Origin of the sequence: Vibrio rarus (assembly GCF_024347075.1) — a bacterium.
GTDB classification, from domain to species: Bacteria; Pseudomonadota; Gammaproteobacteria; order Enterobacterales; family Vibrionaceae; genus Vibrio; species Vibrio rarus.
In genome coordinates this window covers 1,624,481-1,646,936 of sequence record NZ_AP024900.1, presented here as the reverse complement: position 1 = coordinate 1,646,936, position 22,456 = coordinate 1,624,481, and the positions used below count along the sequence as shown (strand labels likewise).

Sequence of the window (22,456 nt, the reverse complement as noted above, 5' to 3'; positions counted from 1 at the left end):
GGACGATTAATTAGTCACGCAATTCGCGACGTAGGATCTTACCTACATTGGTTTTTGGTAACTCGTCTCTAAATTCGATCACTTTAGGGATCTTATAACCGGTTAGGTGCTGGCGACAGTGTTTTTTAATGTCATCTACCGTCACAGGACCACGGGTAACCACCACCAGTTTCACTCGCTCACCGGCAATGTCATCGGCGACACCAACGGCGGCCGCTTCGAGAATTTTTGGGTGTAAGGTCGCCACTTCTTCCACTTCGGTTGGGAAGACATTAAAGCCAGATACTAAAATCATGTCTTTTTTTCTATCTTCGATATAGAAAATGCCATCGGCATCCATGCGACCGATATCCCCAGAATTGAGCCAGCCATCTGCGGAAAGTACAGCATCGGTTTCTGCTTGCTGCTTCCAGTACCCTTTCATGACCTGTTCACCGCGAATTTGAATCTCACCTACTTCGTTTATACCAAGGGGGAGTCCGTTTTCATCGACAATTCTTAGCTCTGTGCTTGGCAATGGTACACCAACGGCTGGAACGTATTCTTGCTGAGTATGTACGCCACCGGCGACAACAGGGGAGCATTCGGTTAAGCCGTACCCTTCAATAATGGGCATGCTGGTAATACGTTGCCATTCATCGGCGATGTGTTTTTGCGTCGCCATACCGCCTGCAATGGTGAACTCCGCATGGGAGAAATCCAGATCTCTGAATTTGGCGTTATTATTTAACGCAGCAAATAGGGTGTTGAGACCAAAAATCATGGTAAATGGGTATTTACTTAAATCATTAACAAAGGTTTTTAGATCTCTAGGATTGGTGATTAAGAGGTTGGTGCCCCCCATATACATCATCAGCATCATGCTTACCGAGTTGGCAAAGATATGATAAAGGGGAAGGGGGGTAACGGCGTATTCATTCTCTTTTGCGGTGCGTGGCCCAAAGTGGCCGAAGACTTGCAGTACATTTGCAATGATGTTTTTGTGCGTGAGCATCGCCCCTTTCGCTAAGCCTGTGGTGCCACCGGTATATTGTAAATAAGCCAAATCATCGTGGCTTATCACTGGGGGGTTAAAATCTAATTTTTTCCCCTCGGTTAAGGCTCGTCTAAGTGAGATAGCTCCGGGCAGGTGAAAGCTCGGCACCATTTTTTTGACGTACTTCACCACAAAATTAACTAAAGTGCGTTTATGAGGGGCTAGCGCGTCGCCAATACTGGTTAGAATGACGTGTTTTAGGCTAGTACGGCTGATCACCTGTTGTAAGCTGTCTCCAAAGTTGGTTACAGCGACAATAATGGTCGCCCCAGAGTCACGTAATTGATGCTCTAACTCTCTAGGTGTGTATAAGGGGTTCACATTCACTACCACTAGGCCGGCCTTTAAGGCCCCGAGAATAGTAATAGGGTATTGCAACAAGTTAGGCATCATTAACGCAATGCGATCCCCTTTTTTCGCATTTAGCTCCCCTTGCAGATACGCTGCAAAGGCAGAACTTTTTTCATTGAGCTCACGGTAAGTCAGTGAATGACCCATGTTAATGAAGGCGGTTTTGTCTGCAAACTTGTCAAACGTCTTGGCAAACATCTCATTAATATTTTTATATTGTTGAGTGTTTATAAATTCAGGTACGTCGCTCGGATAAGCATTGATCCAAGGTTTATTGTTTGTGCTCATTAGTATTCTCAGACTTATTACATACCGGTTATTTTAACCGATAATTGCATTTTTATGGAGAGGCTTAGGTCATATCTCGGAGGATGGAATGGCCACTTGATGGTTTAATCGACGGGTGTGGGGCTGTTTTTATCATAAAATCAACATAGAAAAAGGGCCAGCGTAATACTGGCCCTTGTCATGATACTCAACGGACATTCTCAAATGCTAATGCTTTACGCTCTAATCGGCGCAATAAAATGGTCAATAGGCCATTCACTGTGAGATAAAAAGCGCCGGCTACACCAAACACGGTTAAGGTGTCATAGGTTTGTGCATTGATACGTTGTGCGTAGCCCATCACATCCATAATGGTTATGGTGCTAGCAAGAGAAGTGCCTTTAAAGACCAATATCACCTCATTGGAATAGGCAGGAATAGCACGGCGAATGGCGAACGGTAATAATACGCGTAGGCTTGCCATATTATTCATGCCTAATGCTCGACATGCTTGCCATTGCCCTGAAGGAATGGCATTAAAGGCCCCTTTAAACAGTTGGGTACTGTAGGCTGCGGTATTTAAAGCCAGAGCTAGCATGGCACAAAACCACGGCTGACTTAGCCATGGCCATAAGAAACTGCTGTGGATCGATTCAAACTGTCCCGGTCCATAATAGATTAGGAAAATTTGAACCAATAATGGTGTACCGGTGAATAGAGTGATCAATCCACGGCTTAACCAGTGCAAAATTGGGGTACGTAAGATCAGGGTGAGTGTCATACATAGCGCCAAAATACACCCGACAAGTAGTGAGACAAATGTGAGGTGTAAGCTGGTCATTAAGCCGTCGAGCATTTGATAAAAATGTTGCAATGTCATGCTGTCGTCTCCGAACCTGCTGAGGCTTCTTGAAGGGAGAAGCGACGCTCAATGATTTTAACTAACTTCTGCGTAATGATAGTGATCACAAGATAAATAACCGCAGCGGTGGCATACCAAGTAAAGGCTTGGTGAGTGCTGGCAGAGGTTAATTGCGCTTGTTTCATAAGATCGGTCACACCAATTAAAGAAACTAGGGCAGTATCTTTTAATAGAACCAGCCATTGGTTCATTAAGCCAGGCATCGCGTGACGTACGGCTTGTGGTAATACGATTTTTACAAAGGTACGGCTTTTACTCAGCCCTAAAGCTTTAGCCGCTTCAATATGGCCGCTAGGTACTGCTTTTAATGCGCCACGAATGGTTTGAGATGCATAGGAAGCAAAGATAAGTCCTAGGGCAATCACACCAGAAATAAAGGGACTAATGTCAACAAAATTTCCCGTGATCATAAAGATCACTTGGGTGGAACCAAAGAAGATAAACAGAACAACCAGCAGTTCAGGTAACCCTCGAACAACGGTGACAAACAATATTGTTGGCCATGACATCCACTTGTGACGAGACATTTCGCCACAAGCAAACAGAACCGCTAATGCTAAGCCGACACATAAACTAACAAAAGCAAGTTGGACCGTAATCCAACTTGCTTGTGCAAGAGAGGCGGAGTAACCCGTTAACTCCATCTTACTTACCAAAGTACTTTTCAAAGATGGCTTTGTATTCGCCGTTTTCTTTAACGGTTTTTAATGCCGCATTCAGTTGGTCAACAAGCGCTTGGTTGTCTTTATTGACAGCGATACCGAAACCATTACCGAAGTACTGTTTGTTTGTTACTTGCTTGCCAACGTAGCTTAGCTTGTCGTTAGTTTTGAACCATTCAGCAACAACTGCAGTATCACCAAATACTGAGTCAATACGACCATTTTGCATATCGATGAATGCATCTTGGTAGCTTGCGTATGGTACAGCAGTGACGCCGTCCATTTTCTCAAGTAGGTATGCTTGGTGTGTAGAGCCATTTTGTACACCTACGCGTTTGCCTTTAAGTGCCGCTTGAGAGTCAACTTTTCCTTTAATGGCAACAAATGCTGCTGAGTTATCGTAATAAGGGTTGGTAAAGCTCACTTGTTTTTGACGCTCAGCAGTAATATCGATACCAGAGATTGCTGCATCGTAGCGATTGAATTTAAGTGCTGGAATCAAGCTGTCAAAAGATTGATTATGGAAAGTACATTTCGCTTTAATTTGTTGACATAAAGCATTAGCAAGATCAACATCAAAACCTTGGATTTGGTTGTTAGCATCAACGAATTCAAATGGCGCATAGGTTGCTTCCATAGCGAATTTGATTTCTTGTTGTGCTGCCATCGCGTGAGCGGAGGTTAAAGCAACTAATGATGCTAAAAGGATTTTTTTCATCTGTAATATCTCCAAAATGGAATACCGAACACTTATTGTAAGTGCTCGGTTTAAAAATTAGTGGTTGAGGTAGTCTGCAAAATTGCGTGTGCTTGGATTGGTAAACACGTCATTGGAGCCGTATTCGACGACCTTGCCTTGTTCTAAATATAAAACATGGCTGGCGACTTTTCGGGCGAAATCCACTTCGTGAGTTACAACAATTTGAGTAATGCCTGTTTGGCTAAGATCATTAATAACCTTAGCGACTTGAGAGGTTATTTCTGGGTCTAAGGCTGCAGTAGGCTCGTCAAAAAGTAATACTTCAGGTTTCATCATCAAAGCGCGCGCGATGGCCACTCGTTGTTGTTGACCTCCAGATAACTGCAATGGCCATGCGTCCATTTTGTCTGACAGTTGCAACATGTCGAGAATCTTTTTAGCTTCTTGCTTGGCTGCAATTTTAGATAATCCGGCAACACGAACAGGCGCTTCAATAAGGTTTTCCATGACCGTCATATGAGGCCATAAGTTGTATTGTTGAAATACCATGCCAACTTTTTTACGAAGCTCTAAGCCGTGCTTTTCAGTGACGCCTTTAGCAAAATCAAAAGACATATCAGTAACGGACATAGTGCCAGAATTGGCATTTTCTAATAGGTTTAAAATACGCAATAAAGAGCTTTTACCCGCACCACTTGGGCCAAGCAAAACCAGCGTATCCCCTTTTTCGCACTGAAAACTTACATCGTGCAGGACCTGGGTATCCCCGTAGAACTTATTAACCTGATTAAATTGAATACTCATTGTGCAAAGTCGCCTTAAATCTCACAATCGAGCATATTACCAATATCGCTTAAATATGCAAATTAATTGTATAAACAAACGAAGATTTCATCGTTGGTAAGAAGTACCGCATAATCCGCAACTGACATCGAACAATAGCAGTAGTAACCGCTAAATGAGGTTTAACTGAGGTTTAACTGGAAGGTTTAACTGGAAGGTTTAACTGGAAGGTTTAACAGTAGGTTTAACTGGACACCCAAGTTATCGGGTTTAACAGGAGCGGGTTTAACTGGACACCCAATATATAGGCTCACCGTTGTAACTTTTCCGTTTTTATCACTAAATAATTAGGTATGCGAATAACAATGGGTGTCTGGTTAAATTTTGTTAAATTGCATGCGGTAATATAGTGATTAACTTTGGGTGGCCGTTTAAAGAGAGTGGTTGTGAGTGTGATAGTGGCAAAGTGCGAGTTGTGTCGTAAGTTATTGTCTCGCTAACGCCGATGGTTGTGGTTGGTGGCATAATAGATAACGAGTAAAGCGTCATTATCAAAATAAAAGGGTACATATGATGAAATGGCTAGGGTTACTGGTTGTTCTTATTCCATGTTTAACTATGGCTAGTGAACGAGCTGAGCAAGCATGGCAATGGATTGATTCTGGGGCAGTGGTTATTGATGTGCGCACTCCGCAGGAGTTTGCTGCGGGACATTTAACCCAAGCAATGAATATACCCATATCACAACTAGCGCAGGCCGACTTATCATTTATTGATGCAAGCGATAATGTCGTGGTGTATTGCCGAAGTGGCAATCGTTCAGCAAAGGCACAGAAATTATTATTAACTGAAGGTTATATTCATGTGCATAATGGGGGAGGATTGCAAGAACTAAGACAGAAAAGATCGGAATAACGTGGGAAACAGTTATACTTACCTTAGGCTAATTGTTGGTCTTTTTTAGTCACTTTTTACTTTTTATTTGTTATTGGACACTCCCTTGAGCGCATTTTCTCACACTAATAAACCCCAGCCACTCGATGTATTAAAAAATGTCTTTGGCTATGATAACTTTCGTCATCAACAAAAAGCCATCGTAGACAGTATTGTTTCTGGTAGCGATGTATTGACCTTGATGCCAACGGGTGGTGGTAAGTCTATTTGTTATCAAATACCTGCGATTGTGCGTAGTGGAGTAGGTGTTGTAGTTTCACCACTAATCGCTCTGATGAAAGATCAGGTAGATGCCCTCAGGCAAGTCGGAGTGGCATGCGCTTTTTTAAATTCTACTCAAGATCAGTATGAGCAATTGGAAGTGGAAGATGCAGTAATGCGAGGGGAGATACAACTGCTATATGTATCCCCTGAACGCTTATTAATGGAGCGAACACTGAGTTTGCTAGACCAGGCAAATGTTGCTCTTTTTGCCATCGATGAAGCGCACTGTGTGAGCCAATGGGGCCATGATTTTCGCCCTGAGTATCAAAAGTTGTCGATATTGCCACAGCGATTTGCCAATGTTCCTCGAATTGCATTAACTGCAACCGCAGATGAACGAACTAGGCAAGAGATCATTAATCAACTGCAGTTGGCTAATGCTAAGGTGTTTGTGCATAGCTTTGACCGGCCAAATATTCGCTATCATGTGAGTGAAAAAGCCAATGCAAAAAATGAAATGTGGCACTTTATTGAACAAAACCACCCTCAAGATGCGGGTATCGTTTACTGTTTGTCGCGTAAAAAAGTAGAAGAAACAGCCGCGTGGTTATCTGATAAAGGGCGACTTGCTTTACCTTATCATGCGGGTATGTCGGTTGAGCAAAAAAATCAAAATCAACAACGCTTTTTACGTGAAGACGGCGTCATTATTGTCGCTACGATAGCCTTTGGCATGGGAATTGATAAACCGGATGTACGTTTTGTCGCTCATTTAAGTTTGCCGAAAAGCATTGAGTCCTATTATCAAGAAACAGGGCGTGCAGGGCGAGACGGTACACCAGTCAATGTATGGATGGCATATGGACTGCAAGACTTAGTAATGCAAAAACAGATGCTAGAAAACTCCGATGGCAACCAGCAATACAAACAAATTCAAGTAGGAAAATTAAATGCATTACTCGGTTATTGTGAGCTGAGTTCTTGTCGTCGCCAAACCTTATTGTCCTATTTTGGTGAAACATTAACAGAGCCTTGTGGTAATTGTGACAACTGTTTAACTCCGCCAAAAACATGGGATGGCACGCAAGCGGCTCAAAAAGCATTATCAACGGTATATCGTTCTGAACAAAGATTTGGTGTGACCTATTTAGTGAATGTTCTACTAGGTAAATCCGATGACAAGATTAAGCGTTTTGGTCATGATAAATTATCTACTTTTGGCATAGGGACCGAGCTTACTGCTGAGCAGTGGAAGGGGGTATTTCGTCAATTAATTGCCATGAATTACCTCACTGTTGAAGGAATGTATAACAATTTAAAATTAACAGAACAGTGCCGCGCCGTATTGCGTGGTGAGAAAAGCATTGAATTTAGAGAGCTGAGGAAAAGTACCAAGAAAAAAAGCAGTAGCCCCAAGAAGAGCTCTGCTTTATCGGCTCAAGACTCAGAGTTGTTTGAAAAGCTGCGCGAGCTACGAGCCAGTTTAGCCAAGGAGCAAAACGTTCCCGCTTATATTATATGTCATGATTCTAGCTTGGCAGATATTGCCTTAAAACGCCCTGATAGCTTAGCTGCGTTATTGGATATATCGGGTTTTGGTGAAACTAAAGTTGCAAAATATGGAGACGCGATTGTCGCTTTGATGAGCCAACTACCTAAGCCCAAACCCACACTGAGTGTTACCGAGCACGCTTCTCTTGAGTTATTTTTGCAGTGTCAAAATCTACAACAAGTGGCTACACAACGAAGTATCGCCCTTAACACTGTAATGAGTCACTTAGCTTCTGCTATAGAGATAGGCTCATGCTCACTCTCACAAGTGATCGACATTGAACCTACTGAATTAGAGCAATGTGAATTAGCGATCAAACAACTCAATATCCTAACAGAGCACAAACTTAAACCCTTATTTGAGCATTTTGACAGTAAATATGACTACGGTACATTACGTTGCATAGTCAGTCACTTTGCATACCAACACCAAGTAACCACATTAATGAGCTAAAATATTGCTCTAAAATATGGCCACCCAATTTAAAATAACAACAAAGCGCAGTTCATTATAAAATCTTTTATCGTGTTTGAGTTTTTGCTAATGGTAACTCAAATAGACAAAATCTATTGGGAACGGGGTTACGAAGAGGGTATATAATGCCAAATATGAAATTTTGGGCAACAGTACTCACCCATCACTGGGTTGAAACTAGATAATAGTCTGAAGTTGCTGGTTTAATTTAGCCAGATTTTAAATGCTGGCAACATGACGAAAAGTGTCGTCGTCTCTTTTGTAGGTGTTCGCAATAGCAAGTGAGTTCTTCTAATGTGCCTACTGGCCCGCGAAACAACTGACCAAATTTAGTAATAAGATTCAACCAGTTATCATGAGAAATATTCATCATAGTCAGTAGTGTTTCACTTTTTTTACTAATAGCTCCGTGTTGGTCGTGACGAATAATTCGCCCTGTTTCATCGACTAAGTTTAAGTAGTCATTCAATGAAAATGGAATGTGGGCTGAGTGATTTTGTCTTTCACTTTCCATAAAAGGTAACAGTGATTCAGGTTGTTCTCCCTTTAGTGTACTCTGAATACGAAGCTGAACACTCGTATGATCTGATTGCTCTGGCGTTTCGGCCATATTTGCTCGAATAGGGTTTAAATCGACATAGGCCATACAGGTAAGAAGAGCCGTTTCATCCAGCAATGCTTGAGATTTAAAGCGCCCTTCCCAAAAACGCCCTGAGCAGTTATCTTCCAGATTTGCTTTTCTTGCAATAGGTTCGTTAAGACAACGCATAAACCAACTAATGTCACATAGGCGACTTCGATAGATAGCGATAGAGTGTTTTAATTGATTCACTTTATGGGGTTCAAGTAATTCACCTTGCACAAATCGATGGGTTAAGTCATTTCCCTTAAATAATTTATGCCACTGTTCAAGGACTTGACAGTCTGTCCAAGCATTAACAGTATCAATATCAATTTTTAGAACAACGTGCAGGTGGTTAGACATGATGGCAAATGCGGCTATATCAATGGCAAAGACGCCTTCGAGTTTCATGAGTAATGATGTAACCCACTCACGTCGATGGTCATAGTTCTTCCCTGAATAAGAGTCATAGCCACACAAAAATGCGCGCCGAACGACACGACTACAGCAGTGGTAATAAGGGGTATCTTCGATACTAATCTGATTTCTTCGAGGCGTCGCCATAGTATGAATCCAACATTGATTACTACTACTAGTTTAGTTGAAAGTGTCAAATAGTGTAATTAATGCTGGGTGGCCAGGTTAAAGGTGGGCCGGGTTAAAAGCCGATTAAGGATGGGTGGCCGGGTTAAAAAGGGATTTCTGTTTCAAAGGTTACCCATTGCTGTGTGATGGGGTGGGTGAAACTTAATTGTTGTGCGTGTAGGTATAAGCGGGCACTTTTATTGCCATATAAACTGTCGCCGACCATGGGCATATTTAATCCATCTTTATGGGCACAGTGAACTCGTAGTTGATGGGTTCGTCCTGTCTCTGGGTATAAAAAGAGTTTTGATTGACCGTTGATATTTTCTATTAATGTATAACGAGTAAGGGAGGGTTTTCCTTGTTCATAGCACACCATTTGTCGCGGTCTATCCGTGGGGTCACCACATAAAGGTATATTAATTTCCCCTGTTAGTTGCGATAAATTCCCTTCCAGTAAGGCGACATAGCGTTTTTTAACTTCGCGAGCGATAAATTGTTTTTGTAGATGCTTATTAGCCCGTTTGCTCAAGGCAAATACCAGTAAACCTGAGGTTGCCATATCTAAACGGTGCAACACAAAAGGCCCTTCTGCCTTTGGGTACATGTCTATTAGACGATGAAAAGCCGAGTCTTGAATATGCCGACCAGGAACAGATAGAAAACCTTCGGGTTTATTGACGACCACAATGTGTTCATCTTCATACACTATAGGTAGGGGTTTATCCTTGGCTGGATTTTCCAGTAGTGGATTAGGATCAACCGCCAGACCTTGAAGCATGTGTGACAAAATAGGGTGGCACTTGCTCATGCAAGACGGGTAAAACTGTTTGTGCTTACGAATTTCTGATTTTGGTGATGGTCCCCACCAAAACTCGGCCATGGCAATGGGCTTGTATTGGTTTTGGTATGCGTATTGCAACAGCTTAGGGGCTGCACATTCACCGGCTCCTGCAGGAGGGACTTTGTAGGCTGTTTTTGCAAAGATGTCATTAAGATCTTGTTGCTCTCCATTCGCATTTAAAAAGCAATAGTGAGCAAAAATTTTGTGCTGCAGTTGATTGGATAAAACCGCTCTATTTTTTTGAAATTTACTGCGGTCAGCTTCAAATTGCAAAATGTGCTCTTGTAGTAAACTCTGCTTATCTGCCCACTCTTTTTTTAACCATTTTAATTGATTTTTCTGTGCAACACTTTGTTTGGCCAGTTGTGCCTGTAACGCGGTAAATTCACTGTGTGATAGGGTGGTTTGTGCTTGTATTCTTTGCTGTTTACGAGCTTGTCGACTCGTCGCAATTTCAGTCTGAAGATGAGTTATCTGTTGCGTGGCATCTTGGCGGATTTGTGCCAATTGTGCCTGCAAAACATCAATATTGTAGTGAGATTCAAGCTCTTTTATCTGCAAAGAAATCTGATTGACCTTTTCCAGTTCTTGTCTAAAAAAACCGTTGTCATCAAGCATGTCATAAACAGGAGGAACAAAGCCTGGATGTTGGTTTGAATCATTAAGCTTTCCAGAAAAAGCACAAAGAAAGCCCAGTTCACCTTGAGGGTTGTGGACCACTAAAACGCCAAACATTTTGCCTGCGGACAGTGAGTCGTAAGTTGGGGTGTTTTGTAATGTTTGTTGCAATTGCTGAGAAGCAACAACCGCTAAGGGATGAGGTTCGTAATAAAATGGAAAGGTAAACCGTTCTGGTAGGGAAACATTGCTCTCTTGTTGAGATAAGGCAGGTTTGAGTTGCTTGAAAAGTGGATCAATGCTCATGGAAGGGCTTTACCTTAGACGTTTTACTAATAAATGCATAATAGATGAATTGTATTGAATCTGATGGCTAGCTGCCACTAAATATCTCATTAGACATGGATTATAAAAGCAGACCCTCAGTGGATAGGGTTGTAAATACACGAGACGTGTTTTCAATCTCAGCTTAGTCTAACGAGTTAAATCCTGGATACAGCGTTGCAATTTTTGATTGTACAGTAACGACTGATTAAAAATATTCGCCTTGTTCTCAACGATCTTTTGGTTATTTCTGAGAATGCTCTGGTTGTGGCTGGTATTTTCCAAAGAATAGCAACAGTGGCTTTATGCAATGATTAGAGCATATTGGGGCGTTATACCAATCACACTAAGTAAGTGATCAGAAATAGCGCAGGAAAAATGCTCGAAAACAAGGCAGAATTTTTCGATAAGTAGTTATTCTACAATCAAAAATTCTAACGCAGTTATCGAGTGTTTTAACAAGCTAGAATGATCAGTTATTTAGTACGATTGGTATTATATTTTATGAGTAGGAAAAATGTAAAGGTGTGACGATGGAAGAACGATATTTGATGACAGACCACTACTTATTTGTGCAACGCTCAATCAAAATAGACGATTATTTTTAGGGGACAAAGTGCAAAATCGTCGCCTAACACAGTGTTGATTATTTTATGCGCCATTAACGGCAAGTTTACCTGGTTGAAAAAAAAGTCGCCCGAGGGCGACTTTGTTATAAACATAAGCGAGGTTTATTCAATAACAGGAAGTTGTTTCAACGCTTTTATATCACGATCAATACGCATTTGCGCGGCTGACGTAAATGGTTGAATTTGCTCTGCTGTCAATGATGAAGACGTCAAAGCTGCTATTTTATCGTTCATTATGTCCATGTCATTCAATAAGCTAAGAGCCAAGATATTTTCATCTGTAATGGTGTAATGTTTACCATTGATTAGATAATCTTTACCTTGTACGTAATCAGCTGCTAGATGAATGCCTACAAATTCGCGCAATAGACGTGCATTATCTTTGCCGTCAGTATCACTATCAGTTGAATATAGTGCCACTTGGTTAAGCAAAGCGTGGAACAGATTTGTTTCACCTTTAGTTACGCCGTTATTACGGTCAAAGCCAAAACCAATCACGGAGCGAGTGACATATGGGTCTAGCGCTTCGATGTTTTGATTAACCACATCATCATAGGCAGGGTAGAAATCATCAACACTTGAGATACCTTCCCATTTCCAATGAGTGCTTGAGCCTTCCATAGTAGTCAGGTCAAAGTCAGCTGGAAGTTGTGGATGTGAATCTTTGATTTGTTGAATCGCTAATTCATTACAGTGTTCTTCAGGGTCCGTACGGGTATCATTTTTGAAGACAGACATCACTGTATTGTAGTCACCAACACTGTCAGATGTAGCCATACGACATAGCATACCTTTGAACAATCGGTTGATTGGCGCAAAGTCAACCATAGCCTGGTGAGTCAATGAATTTGTATCACGGCCGGAGTGACGAGTAACAAGTTGTTGCATTGCAATTAAGCGATCAGGCCAGATACCCAGTTTATCCACTTCGTTTGAATATGGGTGTTCAGGATCGGACACGGTAGCTTTTGAACTGTTTAGACTACGACCGACAAACTTAATCTCAGGAGTATACTGGTAGAATTTTTCTTGATATTCCGCCTTGATACCCGCCTTAACAGCCATAAGGTCAAGCAGTTTAGGTGCATCAGAGTATTGACTAATTACTTGTCCTGGTTGCAGTTTATCTGCGTCATCTAAACTTGATAGATCAAGATCGCTGTATTTGCTCAGTAGGTAACTAAGATCGTATACACCAGGTTCAGACCAAACATAGCTGCCATCATCTTTTTTGAAGTTAATCAAAACAACAGCGTCAGGTTGGCTGACTACTTGTAACAAGAACTTAGCGACGCGGTTTTTCGCATTGACGCGATCACAATACCAGTGAGAGCTATCGCCAGCACACCAAGTATCTAATGAGCCATCATAGACGTTGAAACGTTTTTCAAGTCCACCAACATCTTCGATGAATTCGTGCATTCTCGAAAAGCCACTTTTTCGTGCGCCGATGTAGCCGATGTAGTTAGTATTGAAGTAACTAGCACGATCTGAACGAGTGTTGCGTAGTTTATAGAGGTTTAGGTAACGTTCAATATAGTACTGAGCGATTTGGTCATAGTTAAAGCCAATATCAAATCGGTTACAGTCGCTGTTTAAATCAACATGACCATCGGTACAGTATTTCCAACCAAAGAAGTTACTGTAACCATTATTGTCATTTTGTTCGCTAACGTTACCGTCCAGTTGTTTACTTAATAAGTTCACAGAACCTGTACGAGTTTCACCATTGTTGATGTCATGCGTCCATTCATCACGACGTTTTTGGTCGAGATCTTTCAGTGAGTGCCAGTAGTCTGCCTTATCCCAATCATCAATAGTAATGGCACGGTTGTCTTGGATTTCACGGCTGTAGCCAAAGCGGATTGCCGCTAAATCGTATGGACCAAAACCCATACCAAACATATCGTTCATGTACTCCATTTGAGTACTGGTTGATGTTGAAAGGGTGACGTTTGGATAACCTAGCTTAGCCAACGCGGCTTTTTGCTTAGCAATCGCAGCTTCTGTGTAGAAGTGTTTGTAATCCATTGATCCGCTGAAGTTATGGCGAAGACCAATACTGTGACCAAATTCATGGATAATCGTACCGACAAAACCAACGGCCGCAGTTTTAACTACCATGTCGTGACGAAGCTCTTTAGGCAATTGTTTTAGTTGCTTAAGTTTGCCGCCTACAACACCGTCAACCCAAAGTTCTGGTAGTTTCCAATCAATGGCATAACCTTTAACCCCTTTAGGTAGCACGCCATAATTACCGCCAAGGTTCATTGCGTCAGCAGTTAATATATTGTGCTCAGAGTTATAACTCATACGATCGTTATACAATTTAAGGACATTGTTCGCGTGTTCGATAACGTCTTGATTTGACTGAATATGACTAATGTCACCATTGACTTTCTCTGATAGGTCTTGCAAGTCACTAAACTTGAGTGGCTGTTGAGCAACTTGAGTCATAGTGTCTTTCATCATTGGCAGTGCATTTGCACCACTTTGTAGTGCCGCAGTCAATCTTGCATCGGCTTCTTTAATCCAATCATCTTGGTTATGAGGCTTAGCCGCAGTATCAATCGCATTGGCAATATCAGCAGGAGCTTGAGGTGCACTTGTTGTGGCATTTGCCTCAGTATTGATATCGTGGTTGTAATCTGTAACGCCGTCTACTTTAGTATGTTGTAGCGTCGGTTCAGGGTAAGTTTTACCCGTTGCTTCTTTTACCGAAGTTGGATTTAAACGGCCAAGGTTATAGTCACGTACGAAAATATCGTAAGAGAACGCGGCATTACCAAGGAAGTTACCACTAAATTGGTTAAAGCCACCGCTTATGATTTCGCCCGTTAGTGGGTCGTCACTGCTGTTTGCTATACCCAATAAACCATTGTCTAGAGGTTGGTCAAATAGTCTTAGGAAGCTATAACGTAAATCACCGTAGCGTTTGTTTTCAGCTTGTAGGAAGTTGATGTGTGGCAACCCTGTGTGGTACATGCTGTTTTGAGTGTTGATGATCGCTTCCGCTTCTTTAGCCGCGGCAAGGAAGACGGCGTTATCTTCATCCCAGAAATTGTTCGATAAGTAGTAATTGACTTCTTTTTTATTTGGATCGTAACGGTTTAGGTAAGTGCGTTTGTACCCCGCTTGACCTGAACGGTATTCGTTATCACGGTATGAATGTGAAGTGGTAAAGAAGCCGAAGGTACTCTTGTCATCTTCTTGGTATGGGATCGCTTTGTAGTCTTTAGATACGATCTTGTCACGCTCAATCAGTGAGAAGTATTCAGTAGTATCAAAGCTTAGCTTATCCACATCCCAGTCAGTGGAAAATTTAGGGATACAGCTAATGCTAGGAACGGAATAAGTGGATTTCAACTCAAAGTTGATGACGCCATTTTTCAGATCAAGAAGGTAGCCTTTCCACTGCTCGGTAGGTACATTTGCCAATACAGATTTGACGGGCTGTACCGCACAACTTAGAGAGAATAAGTCGTTATAATCTTGTTCGGCAATGCTGACATTAGAGAAATCAGGCACGAAGTAATGTTTTTGGTCCCAAGTTAATGACTCACTTGAATCCACTTGTTCTTTGTTAGTACATTTATCGTAGCTGTCTTCAGCACATTTGTAGTCTACATATTTACCGCCAATCGTCAGGATTGGGCGATAGTTATTGTCTGTATCAAAGCGACCACTGTGTCCATCACCCACATTGTCGGTGTCGAGCTGTACAATCTGAATTCCATTTTCAGTCATACGTAGTTTTACTAGCTTGACATTATTAGGCACTTTACCAAGTACGGCAGTTAGGTAACGTGGCGTTTCGCCTAACATACGACGGTATAGAAAGGTCTTCGCTGATAGTGAGTTGAGGTCTGAAACTTTCAACTCATAGGGGGAGCGGTCAACCTTGTCATACGCCACATCCTTGGGTCCACAGCCTACAAGTCCTATGGTTGCAGCAAGAATACTGCAACCTAATAAGCTCTTATTCATGATTATATCCTGGTAATTATTATACTAAATGACATGCTACTTTGTGCTCGTCGCAACTTAGGGTAGGGGAATGTTCAAAACATCCTTTTTCAACAAGACGGCACCTTGTTGAAAACGCACATCCTTGTGGTGGATTCATGGGAGAAGGAATATCACCATTGAGGATTATTCTGTCTTTCTTGGCCCGTGGATCGGGTTGCGGAATGGCAGAAATCAGTGCTTCGGTGTAAGGGTGTTTAGGAGTATTAAAAACATCTTTAGCATTCCCTATTTCAACAAACTTTCCTAAGTACATTACGGCAATTACGTCCGAAACATGTCGGACTACAGAAAGATCATGCGCAATAAAAATCAATGCGATGTTCATTTCTTTTTGTAGGTCAAGAAGTAGGTTTACGATTTGCGCCTGAACAGAAACGTCTAAAGCCGAAACTGATTCATCACACACGATGAGTTTGGGATTTAGCGCTATTGCTCTTGCGATACCAATGCGTTGACGTTGACCACCAGAAAATTCGTGTGGGAAACGTGAAGCGGCACTAGGTCGCAATCCTACTTTGACTAACAATTCTGAAACCCATTGGTCTCGCTCTTTTGCTGTACCTATGCCATGAATTTCGAAGGGTTCTTTGATGATGTCCCCGACTGTATGGCGTTGGTTTAGGCTCTCAAGAGGGTCTTGTAATATGATCTGCATTTCTTTACGAAGTGGCATCATCTGTTTGGCGTTTAAGTTCGTGATATCACGCCCTTCAAAGAAGATGCTTCCTGCAGTTGGCTCGTACAATTTCAGTAATGTACGTCCGACAGTGCTTTTACCGCACCCAGATTCGCCCACAAGACCAATGGTTTGGCCGGGATAGAGATCAAAAGAGACACCATCCACGGCATAGACATATTTTTTTGGTTGAAACAGTTTGTTGGAGACTAAAAAGTGCTGTTTCAAATCTTTAATTTGGAATAAAGGAGTAGTTTGAGTCATTACATAACCTCTTTAACAGCCAGACAAGAGACAAGATGCCCTGGTTCAATCAGTGCCGGTTCAGGTCTAGTGCTATGACAATGATCCAATGCTTTAGTACAACGGTTGACAAAGCGACAACCAGTGGGCATCTCTTTTAATTGCGGTACGCTACCCTCAATCGTTTTGAGTTGCGTTTTTGGTACAGAAGAAACGGTTGGCATTGAGGCCAGCAGCCCTTGAGTATAAGGATGCGTTGGTTTACTAAAAATCTGATAAACATCCCCTTGTTCGACAATATGACCGGCATACATCACCGCCACGTCATCGCAAATTTCAGCCACTACGCCTAAGTCATGGGTAATGAACAAAATGGCCATTCCTAACTCGTCTTGCATGCGTTTCATTAGCTCAAGAATTTGTGCTTGGATGGTCACATCCAATGCCGTCGTTGGTTCATCGGCAATTAATACTTTTGGCTCACAGGCTAGCGCCATAGCAATCATGACACGCTGACGCATACCACCAGACAACTCATGTGGGTAAACATCTAAACGCTTTTCTGGCTCGGAAATACCGACTTTTTTGAACATTTCAAGGGTGGCCTGACGGCGGGTCGCATCTGTGGTGTATTTGGTGCTATGCAGTTCATACACTTCTTCCACTTGTTTGCCGACACGTTTTACAGGGTTTAAAGCCGTCATTGGATCTTGAAAAATCATCGAAATATCGTGACCACGAAGTTTGCAACGCTCTGCTTCGTCAAGCTTGGTGATATCGCGCCCCTCAAAGAGAATCTCACCGTCGGTCACTCGACCATAAGGTTGAGGTAGTAGATTCATGATTGACGCTGCGGTGATACTTTTACCACAACCAGACTCACCAACAATACCTAGGGTGCGACCTTTGATAACATCAAATGCCACGCCGCTTAATGCGGTAATATCACCTTCATCGGTATTGAATTTAGTGGTCACGTTGTGCAGTGACAGTAATGTTTTATTTGACATACATAGACCTTAATGACCGATGACTTGAGTGCTTAAATGCGTCATTCTAGGGAAGGTTTTGCCTTCCCGTTTTGCTTGTAGAACGGCTTGTTTTAAATCGCTATCAATCCACATGAGACCCAGATCAAGAGCACTTTCGTCGAATAAGAATCGAGATTGAGCTGTACCCACATTGTCTGGTAGACGAACGTAACGCCAATGCGCCGCACGAGTGAACTGCGACACTGTGCCCGGTATAAAGCAGTTGTATGCCATGATCAAACGTTGGATTTTGTTCGACTGTTTCACTTGCTCTGCCACCGAAGAAGCCTGATCAAATTTGGCAATTAATTCGTCCATTTTTGGGTCAGCAAAGCTGAAAAAGTTGTTAGTTTGAGGGACGATATTGCTGGAATGGAAATATTGTCGGTATACAGGGTATAAACCTGATGACATAGACAAATAAGCCATTTGGAATTTCTTCTCTAATAGGGATTTAAATCCCGTTGAGCCATCAACCAGTTTAAGCTCAAGATCTAAACCTGCTTTTTTAGCTTGTTCTTTTAAGATAATAACGTCGGCGGTGCTGCGCGCGCTTAGGTAAGTCAACGTTACCTGTAGTGAGTTGCCTTGTTTGTTGTACAACAATCCATCAGAACCTAAGGTGTTGTAACCGGCTTTTGCAAAGTGTTTTTTCGCTTCAACAGGAGAGAAGGGCTTAACCCCCACATCTTTTGGCGTGGCATAAGCACCTACTGGTGTACCAAAACCATTTTGTCGTGTCGCTTCACCATGACGAACATGCTTAATTACAGATTCAAAGTTGATGGCATATGCGATACCTTCGCGAACTTCACTGTTTTTAAGCAGTGGATTTGCCATGTTAAGCCATAGTCCTGAAGCGCCTACTGAGACTTCATTGCTCAGCATGGATTTCACAATGTACCCTTTTTGGAAAGGCTCAGAGTTGGTTTTATCAAACCATAGTTTCTGTGAATTGATGTTGAATGCGTCTAGCTCGCCTTTCTCAAAGTAACGGAAAGCCAAATCCGGATCACGAATAACAGAGAAACGAATTTTATCTACGTTAAAACGATTTTTTAGGTAGCGGTTATGATAACCCCACCAATTTTTAACGTGCGACATCTCGATAGTACGACCTTTTTTAAGTGCCGATACGTAGTAAGCGCCGGTCGTGGGTTCTGCCTTCCAGTTGTACTCACGGATGTAGTTTTTACCAATCCCATTTTTGAAGAAATGTTTTGGCTTTGGTTGCAGGTTAATACGATCAATTAATAACGCTTTTGGTAACGCATCAGACGACGTTAACGAAATGGTGTATTTGTCGTAGACGGTTAAGTTAACCACTTTTTCGCTGTAGTAATTATTGTAAAACGGCGCGTGAACGTTTTTGTTTTTTACGTATTCAAATAGGAATGCATAGTCTTCAGCGGTGATAGGAACACCGTCAGACCAAGTGGCTTTTGGGTCTAAACGGAAATACATGGTTTTGCCATCATTACCAAATGCCCACTGTGTCGCAAGTTCAGGGTAGGGCTGTAGCGTGTTTGGATGAATCCCCAGCAATCCAGGGTGGCTATCCATTAAATATGAACGAAATGACGTATTTGAGTCAGGACCAATAGTACGCATAGTTAATGGGTATGATGGAATATATAAGTTCAGCGTGCCGCCACGTTTTGCTTTGTCACTGGCAAATAAGGGCAGATCAGGATTTGAGATCCATTTTAACTCTTTAGGCAACTGTGGCGCTTGTTTTGCCTGTTGAGTCGCCACTTGCGCCTCTGTGACTGATGCCGTTGACGCTGCATTGGCGAACACAGGCACTAATAGTGATGTACCTAATAGCGTAACCAATAACGTGGAGAGTTTTCGTGTATGTAGAGTCATGATATTAGCTGTACTTAGTTTGTTTTTTAGGATCGAATGCTTCACGAATCGCTTCACCAATGAAAGTAATCATGGTGAGAATGCCCACAATGGAGAACACGACGGAACTCATGATCCACCATGCATCAAGGTTGGATTTTCCTTGTTGCAATAAGTCACCCCAACTAGGGGTGGGAGGTGTTAAACCTAAACCTAAATAATCGAGGGCGGTCAGCGTTGAAATGTTGGCAACAATGGTAAATGGCGCCAAAGTCACAATCATTACTAGCGTGTTCGGTAGGATGTGCTTGGTGATGATACGCCATGTGCTCGCCCCTTGTGCTCTGGCGGCCAGTACGTATTCACGTGCTCGTTCCTTGTAAGAAATAGAGCGCATGTACCAAGTGATCGGAATCCAACCAAACAGAACGTTAATAAAGACAAACAAGGCAAAGTTCGGCTTCATTATCGACACTAATATCATGATCACGTACAGCATGGGTAACATGGACCAAACTTCGATAATACGTTGCATGATGAGGTCAAATTTACCCCCTAAGTACCCCATAGCACTACCGACAATGACGCCAATAAAGTAACAAATAGCAAGCGTGATGAAGGCATAGAAAATGGCAATACGAAACCCGTACACCAAGCGTGCCAGAACATCTCTTCCTGAGTTATCAGTGCCCAAATAGTGCTGGGCATGTCCATTAGGTGCGCTGGGTGGGAAACCATTAGAATAATCTTGCTCTAGCGGGTTCCAAGGTACGATAGGCATGATGACCCAGTTGCCATTATTGGCTTTTTCGAACTTAGCTTGTAATTGGCGATAGTTCGCTTCGTAACCATATTGCTCACCAAAATCTTCACCAGTACGTATTTTTGAGTACGTTGGAAAGTAGAGGTGGCCTTGATAAGACACTACCAAAGCTTTGCTGTTGATCAGTGCCTCTGAAAATAGCGAAAGGACCACTAGCAATACTAAAAATATAAGAGAAAAGTAGCCTCGTTTAATTGAATAAAAGCGAGCCATTTTCTTTTTAGTTAATTCATCAAACTTAAACATTATTTACCAAACTTAACCCGTGGATCAACGGCTGCCACACACAGATCAGAAATGATATTACCGAGCATAAGCAGCAGTGCTGAGAGAGATAAAATACCCATTACAACAGGGTAATCTCGTTGAATAATCGCTTCGTAGCCAAGTAGTCCAATACCGTCGATATTGAATACCACTTCAATTAAGAATGAGCCGGCAAGAAATACACTAATTACAGAGCCAAAGTGGCTCGCAATAGGAATTAAACTGTTTCTTAACGCATGTTTGTAAACCGAATCTTTGTAAGTCAATCCTTTGCTTACCGCTGTTTTGATGTAATCGGCAGATAAATTTTCAAGCAAGTTATTCTTCATTGTCATAGTTAAGATCGCCACATCAGCAATGGTGTAACAAATCACCGGTAAGATGGCATGAGAGAATAAATCTTGTACTTTGCCAAGAAAGGTCAGTTCCTCGAAGTTATTACTGGTGAATCCCCCAAGAGGTAACACATCAAAATAGAAGGCGAGTAAGGAAAGTAATAGCACCCCGAGCACATAGTTTGGCATCGAATAACCAATGAATATGATGACGGAACTGATATTGTCACCTTTGCTTCCGTGGTGGATCGCTTTGTATATCCCAAGGGGAATTGCGATGCCGTAGCTCAGAATCAAAGCAATCACACCGTAAAACAAAGATACAGGCATACGCTCTTTAATCATGTTCCAAACAGGATCATAGTAACGAGTTGATACGCCAAGCTTGAGATGAACCAAGTCGGTTAACCAATGTGAATACGCGAGATAGACAGGTTTATCCATTCCATACAGTGCTTTTAACTCGTTGATTTCACTTTCTGAAAGGGTTTGAGAGGCGGTTTTTGCCCCCCCGTTCATTTGCATTTGTGAGATCATTCGTTCTACAGGTCCACCTGGAACGAAACGAGTCAAACAAAAGATCAGTACTGTTATTCCTAAAAAGGTAGGAATAATCAGTAACAGTCTTTTAATAAAATAACCTAGCAATTTGATGTCCTTATGTTGTCTTGTAATATCCTTACGTTGTATTGACTGCCTAGAACATATAGTAGGTCGTTAGGTAAAAATGGGGGTCTTTATCATCGAACAGATCGGATACTTTGCTCGGGCCATGTTCCGGATCGTAGTACTGAGCGCTGTTGGTGTAACCTAAGCCCACGTAAATATTGTCGGTAGCTTGATAGCCTAACTCTTCAGTATGGCTGATCGTTGGGTAGGTGGAGTAACCTTGGTAGGTAATGTAGTTGTAGTCAGCCAAGCTTAGCGTAAAGTAAAACTGCTCAGAAATTTGATAGGTCGTATCAAGAGATAAAGTTAAAGTGTATTCAGTTAAGTTGTGGCTACCCGCAACTTTGTACTCATTAAAGTACTTGGTTACTGAAGGTGTTAGAGATAACGATAAACCATCAATAAAACGGTTTACATCAAACGAAATTGGCACATAACCTTTTAAACCAAAGTACAGGTTAGTGTCTTGGGAGTATCGTGTCGTTGGTAAAATGACACGACCTTGCACACCAATAGTAGTGAAATCATCAAAGAAGCTGTAAAGATTATTGTATTTGGCGTACAAATAAGTGGATGACATGCACCAGTAATCTTTGGTGTGTGTCGAACAGTAAGCGGTATCTAGATAGTAAGTCCCAGTAATCACGCCTGCACTGAAATTTTGTGTGAACTGATAACCTAATTTGAGGTCAATAGAGAAGCTACGATCGTCTCTATAATCGTCTAACCAATCATCGGCGTAGGTGCCCGCCACATAACCAGTAAACGCGGGTTTGAAGGTCTGGTTAGAATCAGCGCCTGCGTCTTGAGCATTTGTTATCGTCGTTTCATTTGCCAAAGTTGTTGTCGCAGTTAGCGAAAGTAGGGCAAATAAAACTCCTTTTTTTACCACTAAATTTAATCTGTTCAATTTGATATCTCAATAAAAATGAAAAGGTGTGCATATTGAGAGGGATTGGCCAACAACCAGCACTATATGACGGTGAATAACACCTCTTAATGCAATGG

Annotated in this window: 16 protein-coding genes; 2 read left to right on the top strand and 14 right to left on the bottom strand. The window is 42.0% G+C overall.

What is annotated here, in order from left to right; all coding sequences use genetic code 11:
- Positions 1-10: 10 nt before the first annotated feature.
- The 5 genes from OCU56_RS07630 to artP form a co-directional block, all read right to left on the bottom strand.
- On the bottom strand, positions 11-1,675 hold the full coding sequence (locus OCU56_RS07630; RefSeq protein WP_261872640.1) for an AMP-binding protein: 1,665 nt from the start codon (positions 1,673-1,675) through the stop codon (positions 11-13).
- 187 nt (positions 1,676-1,862) lie between these two features.
- Positions 1,863-2,534 (bottom strand): arginine ABC transporter permease ArtM, encoded by a 672-nt coding sequence (artM, locus tag OCU56_RS07625; RefSeq protein ID WP_261872639.1) that lies wholly within the window; start codon positions 2,532-2,534, stop codon positions 1,863-1,865.
- The gene (artQ, locus tag OCU56_RS07620; RefSeq protein ID WP_261872638.1) at positions 2,531-3,220 is read right to left on the bottom strand and encodes an arginine ABC transporter permease ArtQ; all 690 of its coding nucleotides are present in this window, start codon (positions 3,218-3,220) and stop codon (positions 2,531-2,533) included. Before artQ ends, artM begins: the two co-directional genes overlap by 4 nt.
- 1 nt (position 3,221) lies before the next feature.
- Positions 3,222-3,956: an arginine ABC transporter substrate-binding protein gene (locus OCU56_RS07615; RefSeq protein WP_261872637.1), complete on the bottom strand. Its 735-nt coding sequence runs from the start codon at positions 3,954-3,956 to the stop codon at positions 3,222-3,224.
- Between the two features lie 57 nt (positions 3,957-4,013).
- Positions 4,014-4,742 (bottom strand): arginine ABC transporter ATP-binding protein ArtP, encoded by a 729-nt coding sequence (artP, locus tag OCU56_RS07610; protein ID WP_261872636.1) that lies wholly within the window; start codon positions 4,740-4,742, stop codon positions 4,014-4,016.
- A gap of 549 nt (positions 4,743-5,291) precedes the next feature.
- Between artP and OCU56_RS07605 the strand changes: the two genes are divergently transcribed.
- Together OCU56_RS07605 and recQ are read left to right on the top strand one after the other, a co-directional pair.
- A complete protein-coding gene (locus tag OCU56_RS07605; RefSeq protein WP_261872635.1) occupies positions 5,292-5,636 on the top strand; it encodes a rhodanese-like domain-containing protein in 345 nt (114 codons plus the stop codon).
- A gap of 85 nt (positions 5,637-5,721) precedes the next feature.
- The gene (gene recQ / locus OCU56_RS07600; RefSeq protein WP_261872634.1) at positions 5,722-7,884 is read left to right on the top strand and encodes a DNA helicase RecQ; all 2,163 of its coding nucleotides are present in this window, start codon (positions 5,722-5,724) and stop codon (positions 7,882-7,884) included.
- A gap of 229 nt (positions 7,885-8,113) precedes the next feature.
- Here recQ and OCU56_RS07595 read toward each other — a convergent pair whose 3' ends face one another.
- The 9 genes from OCU56_RS07595 to OCU56_RS07555 form a co-directional block, all read right to left on the bottom strand.
- Entirely contained in the window at positions 8,114-9,091 is a 978-nt protein-coding gene (locus OCU56_RS07595) for a transposase (protein WP_261872633.1), read from the bottom strand.
- Between the two features lie 124 nt (positions 9,092-9,215).
- Positions 9,216-10,880 carry an RluA family pseudouridine synthase gene (locus OCU56_RS07590; RefSeq protein ID WP_261872632.1) on the bottom strand — a complete coding sequence of 555 codons (1,665 nt, stop codon included), beginning with the start codon at positions 10,878-10,880 and terminating at the stop codon, positions 9,216-9,218.
- A gap of 749 nt (positions 10,881-11,629) precedes the next feature.
- Positions 11,630-15,514, bottom strand: a complete 3,885-nt coding sequence (locus tag OCU56_RS07585; RefSeq protein ID WP_261872631.1) for a zinc-dependent metalloprotease — start codon at positions 15,512-15,514, stop codon at positions 11,630-11,632.
- A gap of 19 nt (positions 15,515-15,533) precedes the next feature.
- Positions 15,534-16,496 (bottom strand): ABC transporter ATP-binding protein, encoded by a 963-nt coding sequence (locus OCU56_RS07580; RefSeq protein WP_261872630.1) that lies wholly within the window; start codon positions 16,494-16,496, stop codon positions 15,534-15,536.
- Positions 16,496-17,485 (bottom strand): ABC transporter ATP-binding protein, encoded by a 990-nt coding sequence (locus OCU56_RS07575; protein WP_261872629.1) that lies wholly within the window; start codon positions 17,483-17,485, stop codon positions 16,496-16,498. Before OCU56_RS07575 ends, OCU56_RS07580 begins: the two co-directional genes overlap by 1 nt.
- A 9-nt stretch (positions 17,486-17,494) precedes the next feature.
- Entirely contained in the window at positions 17,495-19,375 is a 1,881-nt protein-coding gene (locus tag OCU56_RS07570) for an extracellular solute-binding protein (protein WP_261872628.1), read from the bottom strand.
- A 4-nt stretch (positions 19,376-19,379) separates the two neighbouring features.
- The gene (locus tag OCU56_RS07565; protein ID WP_261872627.1) at positions 19,380-20,423 is read right to left on the bottom strand and encodes an ABC transporter permease subunit; all 1,044 of its coding nucleotides are present in this window, start codon (positions 20,421-20,423) and stop codon (positions 19,380-19,382) included.
- The gene (locus OCU56_RS07560; RefSeq protein WP_261872626.1) at positions 20,423-21,427 is read right to left on the bottom strand and encodes an ABC transporter permease subunit; all 1,005 of its coding nucleotides are present in this window, start codon (positions 21,425-21,427) and stop codon (positions 20,423-20,425) included. Before OCU56_RS07560 ends, OCU56_RS07565 begins: the two co-directional genes overlap by 1 nt.
- Positions 21,428-21,476: 49 nt before the next feature.
- The gene (locus OCU56_RS07555; RefSeq protein WP_261872625.1) at positions 21,477-22,358 is read right to left on the bottom strand and encodes a hypothetical protein; all 882 of its coding nucleotides are present in this window, start codon (positions 22,356-22,358) and stop codon (positions 21,477-21,479) included.
- Positions 22,359-22,456 lie beyond the last annotated feature (98 nt).